The organism is Leclercia sp. LSNIH1, assembly GCF_002902985.1.
Taxonomy (GTDB): Bacteria; Pseudomonadota; Gammaproteobacteria; order Enterobacterales; family Enterobacteriaceae; genus Enterobacter.
In genome coordinates this window covers 147598-164163 of record NZ_CP026171.1, presented here as the reverse complement: position 1 = coordinate 164163, position 16566 = coordinate 147598, and the positions used below count along the sequence as shown (strand labels likewise).

General features: G+C 49.4%; 25 protein-coding genes and 1 pseudogene. 12 read left to right on the top strand and 14 right to left on the bottom strand.

What is annotated here, in order from left to right:
- Positions 1–64 precede the first annotated feature (64 nt).
- From C2U54_RS26085 to C2U54_RS26070, 4 genes are all read right to left on the bottom strand, one after another.
- On the bottom strand, positions 65–502 hold the full coding sequence (locus C2U54_RS26085; protein WP_015063013.1) for a hypothetical protein: 438 nt from the start codon (positions 500–502) through the stop codon (positions 65–67).
- 49 nt (positions 503–551) lie between these two features.
- A complete protein-coding gene (locus C2U54_RS26080) occupies positions 552–848 on the bottom strand; it encodes a hypothetical protein (protein WP_040113314.1) in 297 nt (98 codons plus the stop codon).
- Positions 849–1226: 378 nt separating this feature from the next.
- Positions 1227–1508 (bottom strand): hypothetical protein, encoded by a 282-nt coding sequence (locus C2U54_RS26075; protein ID WP_032610475.1) that lies wholly within the window; start codon positions 1506–1508, stop codon positions 1227–1229.
- A gap of 64 nt (positions 1509–1572) precedes the next feature.
- The gene (locus C2U54_RS26070) at positions 1573–2778 is read right to left on the bottom strand and encodes a DNA-binding protein (RefSeq protein WP_032610476.1); all 1206 of its coding nucleotides are present in this window, start codon (positions 2776–2778) and stop codon (positions 1573–1575) included.
- Positions 2779–3952: 1174 nt separating this feature from the next.
- Between C2U54_RS26070 and C2U54_RS26060 the strand changes: the two genes are divergently transcribed.
- The 10 genes from C2U54_RS26060 (at position 3953) to C2U54_RS26015 (ending at position 8155) form a co-directional block, all read left to right on the top strand.
- On the top strand, positions 3953–4336 hold the full coding sequence (locus C2U54_RS26060) for a hypothetical protein (protein ID WP_050596975.1): 384 nt from the start codon (positions 3953–3955) through the stop codon (positions 4334–4336).
- 10 nt (positions 4337–4346) lie between these two features.
- A complete protein-coding gene (locus tag C2U54_RS26055) occupies positions 4347–4601 on the top strand; it encodes a hypothetical protein (protein ID WP_032610479.1) in 255 nt (84 codons plus the stop codon).
- Positions 4601–5017 (top strand): hypothetical protein, encoded by a 417-nt coding sequence (locus C2U54_RS26050; protein ID WP_040113313.1) that lies wholly within the window; start codon positions 4601–4603, stop codon positions 5015–5017. The genes C2U54_RS26055 and C2U54_RS26050 overlap by 1 nt, the downstream gene beginning before the upstream one ends.
- 117 nt (positions 5018–5134) lie before the next feature.
- Complete coding sequence (locus tag C2U54_RS26045; RefSeq protein ID WP_032610524.1) at positions 5135–5416, top strand: hypothetical protein; 282 nt, start codon at positions 5135–5137, stop codon at positions 5414–5416.
- Positions 5417–5601: 185 nt separating this feature from the next.
- The gene (locus tag C2U54_RS26040; RefSeq protein ID WP_052134036.1) at positions 5602–6156 is read left to right on the top strand and encodes a hypothetical protein; all 555 of its coding nucleotides are present in this window, start codon (positions 5602–5604) and stop codon (positions 6154–6156) included.
- Positions 6157–6215: 59 nt separating this feature from the next.
- Positions 6216–6464, top strand: coding sequence for a hypothetical protein (locus tag C2U54_RS26035; protein WP_050596976.1), 249 nt, complete (start codon positions 6216–6218; stop codon positions 6462–6464).
- Between the two features lie 124 nt (positions 6465–6588).
- Positions 6589–6921 (top strand): DUF5417 domain-containing protein, encoded by a 333-nt coding sequence (locus C2U54_RS26030; protein ID WP_032610481.1) that lies wholly within the window; start codon positions 6589–6591, stop codon positions 6919–6921.
- Positions 6922–6965: 44 nt separating this feature from the next.
- On the top strand, positions 6966–7535 hold the full coding sequence (locus tag C2U54_RS26025; RefSeq protein ID WP_040113312.1) for a hypothetical protein: 570 nt from the start codon (positions 6966–6968) through the stop codon (positions 7533–7535).
- Positions 7536–7558: 23 nt separating this feature from the next.
- A complete protein-coding gene (locus C2U54_RS26020) occupies positions 7559–7909 on the top strand; it encodes a hypothetical protein (protein ID WP_032610485.1) in 351 nt (116 codons plus the stop codon).
- A gap of 39 nt (positions 7910–7948) precedes the next feature.
- On the top strand, positions 7949–8155 hold the full coding sequence (locus C2U54_RS26015; RefSeq protein WP_044713525.1) for a hypothetical protein: 207 nt from the start codon (positions 7949–7951) through the stop codon (positions 8153–8155).
- A 232-nt stretch (positions 8156–8387) separates the two neighbouring features.
- Here C2U54_RS26015 and C2U54_RS26005 read toward each other — a convergent pair whose 3' ends face one another.
- The 3 genes from C2U54_RS26005 to relB all read right to left on the bottom strand — a co-directional run bounded on the left by C2U54_RS26005 (position 8388) and on the right by relB (position 9143).
- Positions 8388–8546, bottom strand: coding sequence for a type I toxin-antitoxin system Hok family toxin (locus C2U54_RS26005; RefSeq protein WP_001447600.1), 159 nt, complete (start codon positions 8544–8546; stop codon positions 8388–8390).
- 70 nt (positions 8547–8616) lie between these two features.
- Complete coding sequence (relE, locus tag C2U54_RS26000; RefSeq protein ID WP_000323025.1) at positions 8617–8904, bottom strand: type II toxin-antitoxin system mRNA interferase RelE; 288 nt, start codon at positions 8902–8904, stop codon at positions 8617–8619.
- Complete coding sequence (relB, locus tag C2U54_RS25995) at positions 8904–9143, bottom strand: type II toxin-antitoxin system antitoxin RelB (protein WP_000534858.1); 240 nt, start codon at positions 9141–9143, stop codon at positions 8904–8906. The genes relE and relB overlap by 1 nt, the downstream gene beginning before the upstream one ends.
- 24 nt (positions 9144–9167) lie before the next feature.
- Between relB and C2U54_RS27915 the strand changes: the two are divergent.
- Positions 9168–9284, top strand: a pseudogene (locus C2U54_RS27915) (hypothetical protein); the annotation flags it as partial.
- Between the two features lie 121 nt (positions 9285–9405).
- On the opposite strand, the gene C2U54_RS25985 reads toward C2U54_RS27915, so the two are convergent.
- Both C2U54_RS25985 and C2U54_RS25980 read right to left on the bottom strand, forming a co-directional pair.
- Positions 9406–10329 carry a cation diffusion facilitator family transporter gene (locus C2U54_RS25985; RefSeq protein WP_000167917.1) on the bottom strand — a complete coding sequence of 308 codons (924 nt, stop codon included), beginning with the start codon at positions 10327–10329 and terminating at the stop codon, positions 9406–9408.
- Positions 10330–10528: 199 nt separating this feature from the next.
- Positions 10529–11101 carry a cytochrome b/b6 domain-containing protein gene (locus tag C2U54_RS25980; RefSeq protein WP_001515348.1) on the bottom strand — a complete coding sequence of 191 codons (573 nt, stop codon included), beginning with the start codon at positions 11099–11101 and terminating at the stop codon, positions 10529–10531.
- Positions 11102–11607: 506 nt separating this feature from the next.
- Here C2U54_RS25980 and C2U54_RS25970 point away from each other — a divergent pair.
- Positions 11608–12768 carry an IS30-like element ISCfr4 family transposase gene (locus C2U54_RS25970; RefSeq protein ID WP_000830285.1) on the top strand — a complete coding sequence of 387 codons (1161 nt, stop codon included), beginning with the start codon at positions 11608–11610 and terminating at the stop codon, positions 12766–12768.
- 198 nt (positions 12769–12966) lie between these two features.
- Here the strand turns inward: C2U54_RS25970 and C2U54_RS25965 are convergent, their stop codons facing one another.
- The 5 genes from C2U54_RS25965 to C2U54_RS25950 all read right to left on the bottom strand — a co-directional run bounded on the left by C2U54_RS25965 (position 12967) and on the right by C2U54_RS25950 (position 16525).
- On the bottom strand, positions 12967–14307 hold the full coding sequence (locus tag C2U54_RS25965) for an ISNCY family transposase (protein ID WP_000589001.1): 1341 nt from the start codon (positions 14305–14307) through the stop codon (positions 12967–12969).
- Positions 14308–14740: 433 nt separating this feature from the next.
- On the bottom strand, positions 14741–15346 hold the full coding sequence (locus C2U54_RS25960) for a hypothetical protein (protein ID WP_015063019.1): 606 nt from the start codon (positions 15344–15346) through the stop codon (positions 14741–14743).
- Between the two features lie 236 nt (positions 15347–15582).
- Complete coding sequence (locus tag C2U54_RS25955) at positions 15583–15864, bottom strand: hypothetical protein (protein WP_040113311.1); 282 nt, start codon at positions 15862–15864, stop codon at positions 15583–15585.
- A 120-nt stretch (positions 15865–15984) separates the two neighbouring features.
- Entirely contained in the window at positions 15985–16161 is a 177-nt protein-coding gene (locus tag C2U54_RS27590; protein ID WP_162859439.1) for a hypothetical protein, read from the bottom strand.
- A gap of 10 nt (positions 16162–16171) precedes the next feature.
- Positions 16172–16525: a hypothetical protein gene (locus C2U54_RS25950; protein WP_022652347.1), complete on the bottom strand. Its 354-nt coding sequence runs from the start codon at positions 16523–16525 to the stop codon at positions 16172–16174.
- Between the last annotated feature and the right edge of the window lie 41 nt (positions 16526–16566).

Genomic DNA, 16566 nt, shown 5'->3' with positions numbered 1-16566 from the left:
TTTATTATTATTCCACAATCGGTTTCGTGGCTAATAACCTGAAGTGAAATATTTAATAAATAATTCAGTACGACAGACACAAGCCGGTTGACCGTTCAAAAATGTCCTGTAAATGAATACCACAGACATCCAGATTAAAGCGGACAAGCTCTGCTTCATTATTTGAAGTAGAAAATAAATAAAAATCAAATCCACCTGTATTATCATCTTTGAAAATTCTGAAGGAATTATTATCAACAGCGTCGGCCAGTTCAACGTGAACGCCATAGCGCACTTCACCGTCGTCAAACTGTGCAATTCGGCGCACAGATTTAAGACGGACAAATTTCGCCAGCTCCAGTTCGGGCGCCTGGGAAAACGTCAGTGCCTCGAAGATGAGATCAGCCGTTTCATGTTGCTTCCTGCGGTCGAACTCAAACAAACCGCCACCGTTGTTGCGATAGACCGGCTGAAGCGCATTGACCAGGTTGAACGACTGCCGGTTCCTGTCATATCTGTACATTTAAAGGTACTCCAGACCTGCCAGCATCCACCAGCAGGACATAATGTGATTAGTGCCAGTCGGCGATCAGTTCTTCGCACTGCAAAAAGGATAAGCACTGCTGTGCCAACACGGGCAGTACGGCAATGTTGGGTAGGCGGTTGTAACACCAGGCGTTAAACAGCATCTGCCACGGACCGGCGTAGTAACCGGCCATTTTCTTTTTTTGCTTCGGAGTACGGCACGCTGAAATAGCCTGCTGATAGAGACTTTCATTTTCGGCACCTGAGCGTTGTTGCAGTGCCTTGTAAATAAAGGAATAGAGAGAGTCGGAACAATTAGATGCGTAAGCCAGACTGGTTTTCATAATACCTCCTGTTTTTTGGTATTATATAAAATTCGACCTGCTAGCTAATAACCTACACTGAATATATTTTTAAATTCCCATAAATATTAAATATGGACGAATGTGGATTTAAGCGTTGTAAATTATTAAAACCATATCTTATTCTACCATTATGTATTCCCTACAATACGCTTGCTAATTCGTAATTTTGCAGTTATTTGAATATCACCATCCTAAAAGCTGGTAGCCACCTATTTTCCCTCGGATGTAAGTTCACAATAACTCTGTTTATTGCCTGTTCAGTGGCGGTTAAGATTTATAAATGGGTGTGCCATTCGTCAAATCGGTATCCATGGGGTTTGCAGGTACTTATTAAAACGGATCATTCACCTTTTACGTTTACTGCAAACGAGCGTAAGAATTCAGTTGCAGCTCTGCGTCCGCCTGCTGTTGCAGCACGTCCATCACCCGGCTGAGCATGGTCAGCGCCTGGGAGGGGGAGCCGCCAAAAGTCACTTTAATTTCGTTGGTGGTGTGGTGCTGCTCCAGATCGAGAATATTCACTTCCACGTCTTCGCCCTTCTCATCCTTCGCCGTACACTGAATGCTGACCCGGGTCACAGGGTCCTTAACTGTCTGCAATGGTGCCTTCGTGCTGACGTTGATCGCGATATTCTTCATTACCCTGTTTCTCCTTGACCTGTGGTGGTAACCGACCCTACCGGGTGGAGGGTCGGTCAGAAAATCATGCCTGGCCCTGTTGCTGCTTTTCGGCATGCTTACGCAGGTACTGCGTGAGATTGCCGTGGGCTTCACAGATGGCATTCATCTCATCATTGGTCAGCACTAAGGTGTACGTATCGTCGCTGAGGTTCTTAGCGGCACGTTGTTCTGCTTCTTCCGCAATACGCGAAAAAAGCGGGATTGCCGTGTCCGCAATCGTCGTCACGGTCTTTTTGTTGAGTACGCTGGAGACCGATACAGTTTTAGGCTCTGGCGTTTTGATCGGATCTTTCGCCTTCGGCTCCGGGGTGTTTTCCGGAGTTGGCTCCGGGTTGGTCCCAACATTCCCGTCCACCAGCTGCGGCGGGGTGGTCTCATCCGTAGTACCTTCGACGGATGTTTGTTCCGTCACGGTGGTTTCAGGGGTGTTTGCGTTCGTTTCCTGCACGACCGGCGCTTTCGGCTGCATGGCTGCATCAATGTTGCCAGCTTTGACGAATTTAAGGGTTTTGGCCGTCGCCTTGCCATAGACGTCGATGGCTTTGGTGATATTATTCACGGCCTTATCGCCGCTGTAGAGATATTCATCCAGCGCGACATACATGCTCACTTCCCCTGTCACCAGCATAACCTGGAGGGCTTCAGGCAGGTCCAGGACGCGAACCATCTGACGCAGGTGCTGTTCTGTTTTACCGCGACGCTTGGCCAGTTCTGCGAACGTTTTAGGTTCTTCAGCATCTTCGACCATCCGTTTGATGGAGAGCGCCTCAGCCACGACAGACAGAGCCAGATTAGAGTTACCGTCCAGCGTAAACTGTTCGGCACTGGCGCGGCTACCGCGAAACTCCTCGCAGCGAATTAACGAAATCAGTTCACGCCCTTCCTCTGCCAGCTCGATGTTTGCCATAGCGGCGGCGCGGATACGACATGCCCCCTGACGCAGAACAGGACGACCATTCAGAACCTGCACGACGATAGCTGGTACGCTTAAAGGCTCAGACTTATAGGACTCTTTAAGGCTGTTCAGGTGGGCTACCACGTGGGGTAAGGAGTAGTAGCTTTCTCCCATGCCAGCGGTACGGGTGTTAAAACCTTCTTCCTCTTCGACCACTGCCGGGTTGATGACCAGACCATTGCTTTTGCGTGCGCCGTTACCGGAACGCTCCAGGTAAGTGCGCAGGCTGATATCGTTGTTAGCGGTTTTTACATCATTTTCGATAGTGGACATTGTGGCCTTCCTTTTAAATTTTCGTTTAGGGTGGTTGTTCGCTACAACACAACAATACCAGGTTCGATTCATTTCCTAATAACCTGAGGCGAAAAAAAAAGTAACTTTTTTTCCCGGGGTAATAGTACGTGATCCGTCCGTTTTAATTTTTCGCTAAGGAGGCCAAATTTAACTTTAGTGTGAAATCGGGTACCAAAAAGCCGGAATTTATCGAAAAAGTTACTTTTCCGTCTGCAAGAACCCACAATAATGCAGAACCGTCAGCATGAAAGGTGTTACATGCGCTGAAGGGAAGATGAGTAAGAGGGGAACTGCGGCGTCACAAGGCATCTAAAGTTACTTTTCCAAAATATGGAATGGCAATCTATCTATCGCTATAAAAGAATAACCGGGATCACTGTCGAACATCTCAACGCGGGGCAGGTAGAATGAGGGAATTAAAATCGGGCCAGGCTAAATCTGCCCGGCCATCGGGAAAGGATACGGCGGCATGGGTCTTACACGAGATAATGCGAATGTATGGTCTTTTCCGGTTGCGACTGTTGGGTTTCTTTCTCACCTGTGGCTAACCGTCGGTATTCGGCGTCACAAAACATCCGTAAGTTGGTAAAGACTTTCTCCATAAACTCAGCGTGAGCAAACGACTCACCCGGGGATTGTGTACGTTCTTTCATACATTCCTTTTTAATCATGTCGACACCTTCGGCACAGGTTGCAGCGGGTACGTCAGCGGGTCACCGGCTGGCGCTGATAATTCGTGAATCCGGAATAGTATTCTACCCTGTTCGCATGCCACATCTGGTCGATAAGCGGGGAATTTCAATCCTATATTGAACCCAGCGACCACCGCAGGGAGAAGGGGCACATTCTCCCCCGCTCTTCTTCCGTCTGCGGGAGGTCACACTCGGCGCGGTGTCCCCGGGCAGAATCATGCTGTGACGGCTGGCGTCCATATCAAGATGTCAGCTCCTGGATTAAACCGCCTCCATCTTCTGTAAATGCAGGGGCTAATGACTGTGTGCAACTGAATTTACCGCAGCATCCGTCCTGTATAAAAAATCCTCAAAACGTTGTTTTCTATTGTATTGACAATAGAAGTTCAGAAGATCATAGTAATCCCATGGCGCGGCATCCGCACCAACGCCCCGGCGTTTCCGGGCATAAGGTAAGCATCATGACCCACGATATCGACACCCTCATTCGTCTGTCCCAGCATAAGTCCCACATCGTCGCTGTACGCCGCCTGCAACTGGCCTTTGAGCTAGAGCTGCGCGACGCAAAAATCAACTCACGTGACGTCGCTGATGCGCTGGCTACCTTGAATGCGGCTATCAGTCTGGAAGAAGAGCTGAACGGCTCTGCGTATGACGATCTGCATTTTGACCTGACCGATGGCGCGAAAGTCGACGCAGCCGAACTGGCAGCGTACCGGGCACAGAAACCGGTGGCTTCCTGCATCGTGGCCGATGGCAGCATTGTGCCAGACGGTTTCGGTGATTACTGCGAGCCGCTGGCAGATGGGGCGCATGACTTGTTTGTCCGTCCGGTCTCGGCATAAGGAGCGATCCATGAGCAAAGAGACTCTGTCACTGGCAACCCGTTACGCAGGCAACTCCTCTGTGATTTCGGAAATGCAGACAGCGCTGGACGTAATGCCGCTGGTGACGGAAGCCGTTCAGAGCGTGTGCGAACGGGTTGAATGTGAGCCCACTGAATTTCTGGACGCGATGGCGCTTGTAAAACGTTTCCTGCTGGCAAAACAAGATGAACTCCGTGCGGAAAGCGTTTCAATCCGCAAGCAGCTGGGTGAGATGGGGGAATAATGATGATTAAGGCTACTATCAGCAACGATGCGCTTCGCACCCGTATTCAGGCGCTGCGTAAAACCAGTGCAAACACCCTTGTCAGCACGACGAAATTCGACGCTGATGCGCTGGAGGAGCTCCTGCGCCTGCGTACCGCAGTGAAGCTGAGACGAGTACGCGTGGTCCAGAGTGGCACCTGCGACTGCGAGGAGCCCTGTGAATGCATGCCCGGGCTGTATGTAACCGTCGACTCCGGCGTGGGTCACGGCCAGGCGGTCTGGACTTACCGGGACGACGGAAAATCCGGTCTGGCGTACTGGTGCGAATTTATGGGACTCGCTCCATTCTGGGCCGAAGACCAGATGCATGCCGCCGAACTGCTTCGCGAGAAGCTGGCCTGGCTGGGTGAACATGTCGAGGTGGTCCCGTGGTAATGAAGCTGTATTGCCCCGAGTGCCTGGCGTACCTTGAAGGGGGGGATGGAACGCTACAGGACTGTCACTGCGGCTGGAAACAGCCGGTCAGCTCTTCCACTGAAGAGGGCGATGATCATGACGCTGACTAACGCCCAAATTTATACTCTGCGTCGGCTGAATACCGGAACCCGCTACCTGATGCAGGGCAACGGAAAGAAAGGGATGGAGCAGCGTCCAGATTGCCTCAGTACGCTGGGATATTTTCCGGTTAATGCCCCCAGTCTGCCACCCCTCTTCCGGCTGGGCCTGATTGAGTTCACTCTGAAAAGTGGGTTAGAACAGAGCTGTTTCTATCGCGTACGGCTGACCGGGCGTGGGCAGGAGTTAGCCACAACGGCGGTGATCTCGGTGGGCTGACTCAGCCCGCTGCTGCACTGCTCATTACAACTTTAACAGTCTGATTTAAAAAATAAATACAGCTATCAGGTGGAAAAAGCACCCGTTGTTTTGTATTGACAAAACAACTCTGATTCTGTATATTTAATCACACAGCGGCACTCTGGCCGCACGCCCCGGCGTTTCCGGGCATACAGGATAACCCCATGAAACCGATGCTTAAATCCGCTTTCTTCTCAGCTGTTAAATCACTCCTCACCAACGGCTTCAGACCAACCTTCTACACCGTTAACTGTGGCCGAATCGGCATTATCGCCTTTACCGATAAAAACGGTTCTAAGCAGGTTGAACAGGTCTATTCCTGTACCTCGCTTGCCGTGAAGACCATTGCTCCCCGTTTCGAAAAGTGGTTTGCTGCTGCCGTGGCGGAATTTCATGCGGCCGCAGCTGAGACTCTGGAGTCGGGCCAGCGGGTCCTGGACAAGGGTACTGTTCGTACCGTGACGGGATTTCGAAGTGCATTCATCCGCAGCGCTAACGGCACACCCCGTGCCCAGGCACGGACTGGCATAGTCATGCTTGATCATCGGCACGAAGTTATGGCCGGTGATCTTGTTCGAATGGCTGACAATCCATCAGACACCGTCGTCCATAATACAGACCAACAGCCTGACCAGACAATTCATTCTAACGTGCAGAACGTTTCCGTAAACCTCGCCACAGGACTGGCCCCTGACCCGACGGTTTCAACAGCGACATGACACGGCTGCACTCTCCCCCTGGGAGCCGCACTACGCGGCTCTGTTTGACCGAGAACACTATGACCGATAACAATGAAAAGCACGTTAACGCGATCCATATGAAGGGCAACGATAACGCGAAAAAAGATGAGGCCGACAAAGCAACGGCACTGGTCCAGATGCGTATGACCCCGGAGAAAAAATCACGCTATGTCCGTGAGGCGAAGCGTAATGGCCTGACTATCTCGGCATGGATTCAGCGTCATATGGATCAGGTATGTGATGAGTCAGACGTAAACTATCTAAAGAAAAAGGCTGGCGAGCAATAGGCGACAGTCCACCAGCAGCAGCGAAAAGTTACTTTCCCGGTTGCCTGAAAAGGACCGCATACTGCAAACACAAGGTGTGAACATCACACCCCCGCCCCGGCGGCTCCGGGCAAAGGAGTATCCAATGAAACTTTCCCGCCAGACCACGAACGACACTGCTGTAATCGAAGGTACCCGCAGCCACTTCTGGGGTCGCTCGCTCTACTTCATCATTGAGAATGCGCCCAGGGCACACCTCGTCGCTATTGATGAATTGCTGGATGCAGCGGGTTGGGAAAGCGATCACTGTCCAAACTACGAAGATGACGATGCGTTTGGGCATGCCGGTTACAGCTGCGGGTACATGATTGAGATCGATGACGTGGCACGCTTCAGGGCTGACTATAAGCGCCTCAAAAAGCAGATTGCCGCCCATATCGCCGCCCAGCGTAAAGCCGCAGCCAAACAGACGGCATGAATTTTAATGCAAGCGTTGAGCCTGCATCTAAAAGGAACTGTGCAATGACCGAACAACTATCGGATGAAAAACTGCACCAGCTGGAAGGTGCTGCCGCAAATTACCGTACGACATACCAGGCGCACCTCGCTAATCCACTGGATGGCTCCGCAGTACAGGACTGGGATGAAGCGACCCGTCAACTAATGGCGGTCATCAATTACGATGAAGCCAATATTATCGCGCACCTACTGGCTCGCCGGGATGCAGATCTTGCCAGGCATGAAAGCGACATGACCCGGGCTATCGCAGCTTGGCAGACGGCATCCGTGAAGCTGTCCGAGCAGGCCAGCCAGCAACCAGAATTCCACCTCCGCCGTGTTGGTGGGGACGAGGAGCTCTATGCCCCTTGTGGAAAAGATTATCCACGGGGAAGAGCGTACTACGTTAAGCCGGTAGTGAGCCTGGTTACCGTAAATTCTCCGCCCTGCGACCAATGCTTTGATTCTGCCGACGCCGCAACGGCCTACCGGGATGAGCAGTGGAGACATGTGCTGAGTGAAGCTGGTGTGCTGGTTACGCCGGGGGAGACAGCCCCGGTTCAGCCCACTGAAGACAAGCCGCTTTCCAAATAGTGCGATTGAAAATGAAAACGAAGATGAAACAGCCCAAATCTGCACTTCAGAATGCGATGAAGGGCGAAGAGCCTGCGAGCGTACAAATTCAGATGCGTGCCACTGTAACAAGAAAAGAACGCTATAAGGCGCAGGCAATTCAGGAGGATCTGAATTTAACCGAATGGATGGCGAATCATCTGGACGCCGTCTGTGACGCCGCCGAAGGAAAGGCATCCGTCAGCATCTTTTCCCCGGTTGTACCGGAGAAGATCCCAGACAGCGTCTACCAGGTCATCTATCAGGAATGCGGCGGGTTCGTGGACTGCGATGCGAATGCCCAGACGATCTGGAATGCCTGCCGCCAGGCCATTCTGAAAAACGTGAAAGACTGAATACCCGGCGTCATTTTACCGGATGCAGCAAGGACAAACATGACCATAATTGAACGCCGTGCAGAGATGCGCCAGACGGCCATTAAAGCTCTGCTGGATGCTGAAGAAGCACTGACCGCACTGGCTATGTCCTATGAGCTACAGCCCAATGAGAAGACCAGTGCATGTCATCCACAAACCAGTACTCTCTCCACGACCAGCCAGGTTCGGAAAATGCGGCGGGTCCTCGAAAAATTGAGGCGTTGAGAATTAAACAGGACGCAGGAGGAGGTACCCAGTGCGAGCCGCAGCCGTTCTGGGGAGAATTTTAATCCGACGGTATTCCACTGAGACTGTTGAATGCCTTGGGTAATTGAGTGGCGGTCTGCCACCGAACGGAAGGAAAAAAGGGTTTCCCCGACCGGAGAAACCCTTTTCTAAAGGTGCTATTGGCTTGCTGGCCACATCTGAATCGAGGGGGGTTACCCCCCTCTTTCAGCTACTTACCGGATTCGTAGTCCATCACAGCCGACACTTCCCGCGTACCGTCTTTCAGCCGCAGTTCGCAGAGCGAATTGCGCGTAAGCCAGGTGAATATCAACAGCGTAAGACATACTATCAATACGCACAAAACAACGGGTTGGTTCGGCAGTTTCATGGCTTCTTCTCCTGTCAACGCAAAGCAGAAGTGTCACCATCGGTGCGAAACAGAGATGTCATGCTTTGGTTCAGAGAATGCGTTTGACCGCCTCGCTATATACTTCCGAGCGTTCTCTTTTCCCAACAGAAATCACGAAAACGACAACTTTCTCGTCTATAACCTGGTATACAAGGCGATAGCCTGAAGACCGGAGCTTAATCTTGTAACAATCAGGCATACCACGGAGCTTGTTTGCTTCAATCCGGGGTGACTCAAGTACTTCAACCAGCTTCTTTTTCAACTGTTCACGTACCGTCGAGCCCAGCTTTCGCCATTCCTTTAGTGCCCGCTCGTCAAAATCCAGAAAATACGCCATCAGAGTTCATCCAGCGTCACACGTACTGGCTTAGGATTACGAAGTCGTTCTTTCACTATCTCCACAAGTTCAGCATCTTCATCACTCAGGAGTGTCTGTTTGAACGGCAAGCGTTCATTGTCAGCGATATACTCGAGCATGAGACGAAGCGCTTCAGAAGGAGTTACGCCCATTTTTTCAAGCGCGGCGTAAGAACGCGCTTTAAGTTCATCGTCAATACGTAGGTTAATGCTACCCATGTCTTACACCCCTTGTAATTACAAATGTCATTACAAGTATCGCACTACAACATGCTTAGGGCAAGTCACGAAGTAAGTCAGAAAGTAGTCGTAAGAACGGTGATCACTGTCCGCTTTGTGCCAGAAGCGGACTTTTTAAAAATATTGCGTGCCCAACAATTGGGCGCAGGTCACATCAAGTACCCTCAGAATTATAGAGAATACCTGAAATTTTTGTAGAGCGAGGTTTGTTACCCTGCCCGACCAGCGACATGTGGTTAGTTTAGTGATCAGAAATGTCGAGCGTTTGGTCGTTCATTGACGCGGGATCTTCCAACGGTTCCACATGAGTGGTGATATGGATAAAAGGCAGTGCGGTGCGGATATCATTCTCTATACGCTCGGCCCAGTCGTGCCCATATTGAACAGTCCATCGCCCAGGAACTAGGATGTGCATTGTCATAAACGCCCGCCCGCCAGCCTGGCGTGTACGTAGTGCATGGAAATCAAGCCCCTGTTCACGATATCCTGCCAGCAGTGACTCGATTTTTTTGAGTTCTTCCGTGGGTAGCGATACGTCCATCAGACCTGCAGCTGAACGACTCATAAGCTGATAACCAGTCCAAACGATGTTGGCTGCGACCAGCAATGCAACGATCGGATCGACCCAAAACCAGCCGGTCAGATAAACCAGTCCGACACCAAAAATGACACCGACCGACGTCCAGACATCGGTCAGCAGGTGATGAGCATCTGCCTCAAGAGTGATAGAGTTGTGCTGCCTGCCAGCCCTTAACAAAATGCGAGCCGTCACAAAATTAAGGATTGATGCGACTGTTGAAACCAGTAATCCGAGACCAATCTCCTCAAGCGGCTGTGGAGTTAACATCCGCTCAACTGCGGTATAGGCGATACTGGCTGCCGCCAATAGGATCAGAAATCCTTCGAAAGCACTCGAGAAATATTCGGCTTTGCCGTGCCCATATGCATGGTTCTCATCGGCCGGAAGCGCAGCCAAGGTCAGCATCCAGAGCGCCATTAGGGCTCCTGCGAGGTTAACTACGGATTCGATGGCATCAGATAGCAGACCGACCGAACCGGTCATTTTCCACGCCACACCTTTGAGTCCGATAGTGGCAATAGCCGTGGCAATGGAAAGCCAAGCGTAGTGCGTCAGCGGACGAGGTAACCCTTTTGTTTTAGTCATTATTAACTTCCTAAAATAGGACGACTAACTCACATTTCTATCCATGATAGATAATTAAACAATCATTTCGCCATGAATATTTTTTCGTTTTTATTAAATTTAATTAAAAAGTCTCTGCAAGTGCTGTTTCATCTTCTAGTAAACTAAATTTTATTTTTAGGGTTTTCTTCAACTTGAAGTAATATTATCTCACAACAGATTAGTCACTTAGGTTAACTGAGCGGCTTTTATATTTTTCAATTAAAATATGCAAAACTCCCATTGCACCATGTGCATAAAAATAGACCTCAATGAAAGTAGTAAAGAACTTATGCCAGTGGATTACTGTTTCAGCCAGATTTGACTGCATGGTATTCAACAAGAACCATAGGCCACCTGAAAGTGCTACAATTAGCAATGCTAGAACTCCAAATCCTTGGATTGTACTGGCAATACCTCCCGAATGTGCATCGGGCAGTCGGAAACTAGTCAACGTTTTTATATCTTGCTTAATACCACTAAAGTCAAGCCCTACCCATGAAAAATAATAAGTAAAACCTCTTTGAGTAAGCATCCAACTTAACATAATAAAACCACAAATAATCAGTCCTAACCCTGAAATAATGTGCATCCAGGTTATAACTCCTTCAAGACTATGTTCACCAATTGCTTCGGTCTCTGTCAGATTAGAGTTAATAATTTGTGATAATATTAGAAATGCCACAATGATGTGAAGAATACGAAAAAAAGGAGCGTAATCATGGGGTAATAGATTCCAGAGTCGCAATTTCATTAATGAGTCCTTAGTAAATTTATCGATGATCTTAATCATACAAAAGAATTATTAGGATAACCTTAATTCTTAAAATTGCAGCAGGCATTAGTTCACCTCTGATATGGCCACTTGCGAAATGGGAATGGTAACTGTTATTACTATGTATTTACTTGCTGTTCTTGTTACGCAGCCCCTTAAACACATTACTTTCAAATATGATTTCCTGCTGGGTTTAAATATGTGTCTTTCTATAGTGCGGCAACCTATTTTTACACCAACTCATGAATTAAATAAGAATCATAAATTAAATGAGAGGTTTAATTCTCTTGCTTAACGCGATGATATTAAATGGAAATTTTAATTTTTGTAATTTATTAAACAGTTAGAATGAGACATGGTAAATACGATCTTCCTTTAGATAATTCTGATAGCACTTTTTCTACTGGGCAGTCTGCAATGTCCGCTTCTCGCTGTGAGTTCAATGGGTCGATGCAACGCTATCCTTAATCAAGGGGGACGTTGTCATGAAACGAAGAACTCGGATTAACTACACGCCAGAGCAGAAGGCAATTATCTGGGACAGATATAAGCAAGGTGATTCTCTACATGATATCGCCAGAATGTTCGACAGATATCATTCTTCCATTATGCCCACTATCCACCAGACAGGCGGCTACCGTCCTCCCGTGCGAAAACGGCACCGATTAGCGCTTTCGCTTGATGAAAGAGAGGAGATATCCAGAGGGCTGGTAGCAAAACTCAGCATCAGGGACATCGCCGCCAAATTATCAAGAGCGCCCTCAACGATTAGCCGCGAGGTCAGGAGGCACAGTGGTGCAAAACAATACCGAGCAGCAAAAGCCGATGCTACTGCGTGGGAAAATGCGCTGAGACCAAAACCGTGCAAGCTAATTGAAAGCCCCGCATTGTGTAAAATCATTGCAGAGAAGATGCATCAGGACTGGTCGCCGGAACAGATCGCCGGTTGGCTGAAACGTTGTTATCCGGATAATCAGGAAATGCATGTGTCACACGAAACGATTTATAAAACGCTTTTTATACAAACCCGGGGAGCATTAAAAAAAGAGCTGCAGCAATGCCTCAGAAGCGGAAGAGCAGTGCGTAGATCCAGAACGTCATCGCTTAAAGGGAAAGGATTAGGGTCAATCCCGAACACGATACCTATCAGCGAAAGGCCACCAGAGGCGGCTGACAGAGCCATTCCAGGTCACTGGGAAGGTGACTTGATTCAGGGCTCGAAAAACTCCTATATAATCACCCTCGTAGAACGTCATTCCCGTTTTGTTATGCTGGCGAAGATCAGAGACAACAAGACCATAACGGTTATATCTGCACTCATCAGACAAGCCCGGGAATTACCTGCTGAACTTTATAAAACATTAACCTGGGACCGGGGCGCTGAAATGACCAGCCACACCCGGTTTACTGTAGCCACAGATATTCAGGTTTACTTCTGCGATCCTCAATCCCCCTGGCAACGTGGCTCAAATGAAAATACGAACAGATTGCTCAGACAATATTTTCCAAAAGGAACTGACTTATCGGTTCACAGCCAGCAAAGACTTAACAGTGTTGCCAGACAGCTCAACGAAAGGCCGAGAAAAACGCTAGACTATGAATCACCCGCAGAACGGTTCAATAAGTGTGTTGCGTCCATCAGTTGAACTCACAGCTCTTAGCGGACATTAGCATAGGCTATTTACCATAACGCCGCATTACGCGTACCGCTCAGACGGCCTGAGCGCGTTTCTGACGTGTCCCCGTTAAAAACAGTAACAAACCACCCGAAAATGCACGCCAGAAACGCTACGTAAGAATCTATCCTATGACTGGATATGCACTCAACTGAATAACGCCTGGTTTCAGTCCATTTTATCGGGATCAGCCTTCTTTCTGGGTAATTTAGGGGGCTTCACTTGCTGATTACTTTGCGTGCGGCGCGTGAGCCAAGGATGGTCAGCTTTAGGTTTTACGTAGAATTTTGAGCGTAAATCAAAACGGGCATTATCCACACGTTCATGGACACTTTTTTCATCATCCAGTGGTATAGGCTCCGGGCCATCAACATATTTTTCCCATCCCAACGCTTTCCCATCATACAGAACCTTAATTTCACCGTTAAAGCTTTCGCATACCGTGACAACCGAATGCCGAAGTCGATATCCCCGGCCTTCACTGCGAATCTGAAACGCACTGCTTTTGTACTGGAAAGTGAGATTTTTGGAGAGAACGCGCTTCGCCTGGAGGCTGAAGATATAACCCAGTTCCTCTTCAGAATGGTGTACATCAAGATGGGCGTTATCAGCAATACGAGGCGGCGTAGCAAACCGGTTGTTATAGGCTTCAATAAAGGTCGGCAACCATGCGTTTGCTGTTTCAATATCACTGATACCCTGAAGCCGCATTTCTTTGACCAGCCTGTCCTGCAGTGTCTGATTGGCACGCTCTACCCGCCCTTTTGCCTGCGGGCTGTTGGCATGGATTGGCTCGATGCCCAGTGTCTTTATCGCACGTGTGAACTGAGTCAACTCTCCTTCCCGCTCCGGGTTATTTACTCTGAATATACTGTGTCTGTCAGAATAGAGAGCCAGTGGTACGCCATGATCATTAAGGTAACCCCGGAGGGTTTCCATGTAAGCCCGGGTTGTTTCTGCAGGAGCGAATCGTAGCGCCATCAGAGCGCTGGTAGCATCATCGATAAAGACTATCAGTGTGCATTTGGGGCCCCGACCTTCAAACCAGTCATGAGGCGAGCCATCAATCTGGATGAGTTCACCGTAGGATGGGCGCCGCATCCGGCGCTGATAAATTCGGGCAAACTTACGACGACGTTCGCGCCATATGCCCTCCTCTACCATCCACTTCCTGAGAGTTTCAATGGATAAACACAAGCCGTGTATCTCGCGCAATTTTTCGCACGCAAGCGTAGGTCCAAAATCAGCGTAGCGGCCTTTGAGGAGTGAAATTACTGTTGCTCTGAATTCGGTAGAAAAGGAATTATTGGGACGCTTTCCACGTCGGCGGGAAACTAGACCAGAAGGCCCTTCATTTCTATACCGTTGCACCAGACGTTTAACCTGCCGAATAGAAATGCCAATGCGTGCCGCAGCTTGTTCCTGAGTAATATGGCGATTAAGTGACTCCTGAATAATGTGAAGTCGGTCGAGTTCCTTATGACTCATCGTAACAGTCTCTTTGATCATGAAAAATCCCCCAGAGAATTGTCTGGGGACATTTTAGAATGGTTCAAAGGGGACATTACAGCTTGGTGTTAACACATGGCTTCTTCTCCTTGCATTTTTGCAGGTAAGAGGCTAACCTTTAATGTGACTAGCATCAGGGGCCTCGGGTTAATTTGAAAAAATTACTCGGGGCTTTCTGCTTTTTACCACAGTCAAACAGTGATTCTGCTGGCTGGGGCAAAAGCCTCCAGCACCGAAGCCATTATACCACCCAGCCCCCTTCAAACGAACAGGTCGACCGCCTAAATATTTAATAAGTAAGTATTTCAGGTTTTGCTGCCTCGCAGGCCGTAACAGCGGACGGCTGACGTAATCGCTGACGAAACAGACGGATGCAAATCTCTACACTCAACGCCGCCAGCCCGTCCGGTCCCCCGCTTCTTTCCGGCTGTAATCAGTCAGTCTTCGAACCCGCGATCAGTGACAAACGGTGAGCACGAACACAACTGTGCATTAGGCTATCCGGGTAATGGGCGATTTTCTCCAGTTTCTCATCGAGGCGGGTATACGTCAGTCGCCTGATTTTCGTTAGTTCCTCGTGAAGCCAGCGTTTGATAAAGGGATTGCTGGAAAGCAGCACCAAATCGGAGTCCTCCACTTCATCAAAAAGCCAGACGGGTTTTGCCGGAGTAAGACGATAGAGCCAGGGACGCGAATAGTCCCCCGTCGCAATCAGGAACCAGACAACAATGCCAAGTGCGAGCTCCATGACCAGCATCAGGGTAAACTGAATATCCCGGACGTCAGGCTCTCCGGTAAAGCTCATCAGTCGGTCGCCAGTTGCCACACGCTGGATAATACATACCAGCATCAGCAGAGCAAGCAAAAGCCCCATGAGCAGCCCGCCATTCACCTCAAAAGTAGCTTTCTGGACGCGATCAGGCGGTACCTGTCTACGGTAGCGGCCGACCACTTCGCCGATCAGTTCCCTGATGGCCATGCGTTCTTCATCGACCGTTGTTGCGGTATATCCGGACGGGTCCGATTCAGTTTGGTTCATGTACCCTCTCCTCACTCTGAAAATTAATGGTCACAGACACGCTGATCATACCCGGTGAACGGGAGCTAGTTTGCGGGTTAAGGGCTCGAAAAAAACGGGAATAAAGAGGGAAATGACAGCAGGAAGGTGGGATGCAATGAGCTGTTTTGTTTCCCTACAGTTAAGTGGGGGGGAAAACTGCCATCACCGGAATACGCTGAGAACGGAACGGGCCAAACCGATAAGATGGACGGGCGCTATTTTGATTCCAATATTCGGGATTTTTCTTCCCGCGTCGCCAAACGGACACTTCCGGAACGGTCGCGGATGAGTAGCGGCTTATCTTTTTTCCAGCTACTTATCGCCGTTTCCCCGAACCGACGCGGCGCATTGCGGTTCCAGCTGGCGATAACGTGGTTATCGTAAACCTCCTGAATAACGACAGAATGAAGAGTTACTGTCTTAATGGTGGTATTGCCCATTTTGGTTCGGAAGAGTGACCAAACGGTCATCCCCGCCTCCAACTGACTGAGTTTCATCTTTGCTCCGGTGATATCGGGGAAATCGACGTGGTGACGTATTTAATCATAATCACTCACAGCGGATAATGCCGCCAGGTAACAGGGTACTGTCAGCCCAGGCATGAGCAGTCCTTACGGCTATCGTGATTCGGCCAGTGTGCGGGTAATAGTCGCACGCTGACGCTGACGCTCAGCCTTACGCTGGCTGCGGCGGTAAAGCGGTTTCGCAGCAGCATAACGGCAATCCTCCGGGTAGTACCAGCAGCAGCCACAGGGCTCAGGCTGCGGTTTTCCGGCAAGTCCAAATGGTTTCATAATGTCACCTTTAAATGGAAATATTGTTCAGTTCCCGGCCTTCAGACACGGGTTCATTAATGAAGCGGCGTTGCATAAACAGGTACAGATAACCCTCTGTCGAGAACATACAAAGATTCTCAGTAATACAGGCATCGAGATATTCTGTGTCGCTCTGGAGTCGTTTAATGACGCTCATCTGGTTAGCCGCCGACTGAATCAGCGGATAGCCATTAACAGCACGATGAATACCTGAGCGGAATAACGAACGAGCCTTTCCAATCTTTTCCCGGGCAGCGGTCATTTCCATCTCGATAACCGACTGTCGCGCAAGATTAATAGCATCGCCAGATAATTCCGCAAAGCTGACCAGAGACTTATTCATCTAAAACTCCTTTCAGAAATGTGAGCTCATTATATCAATAC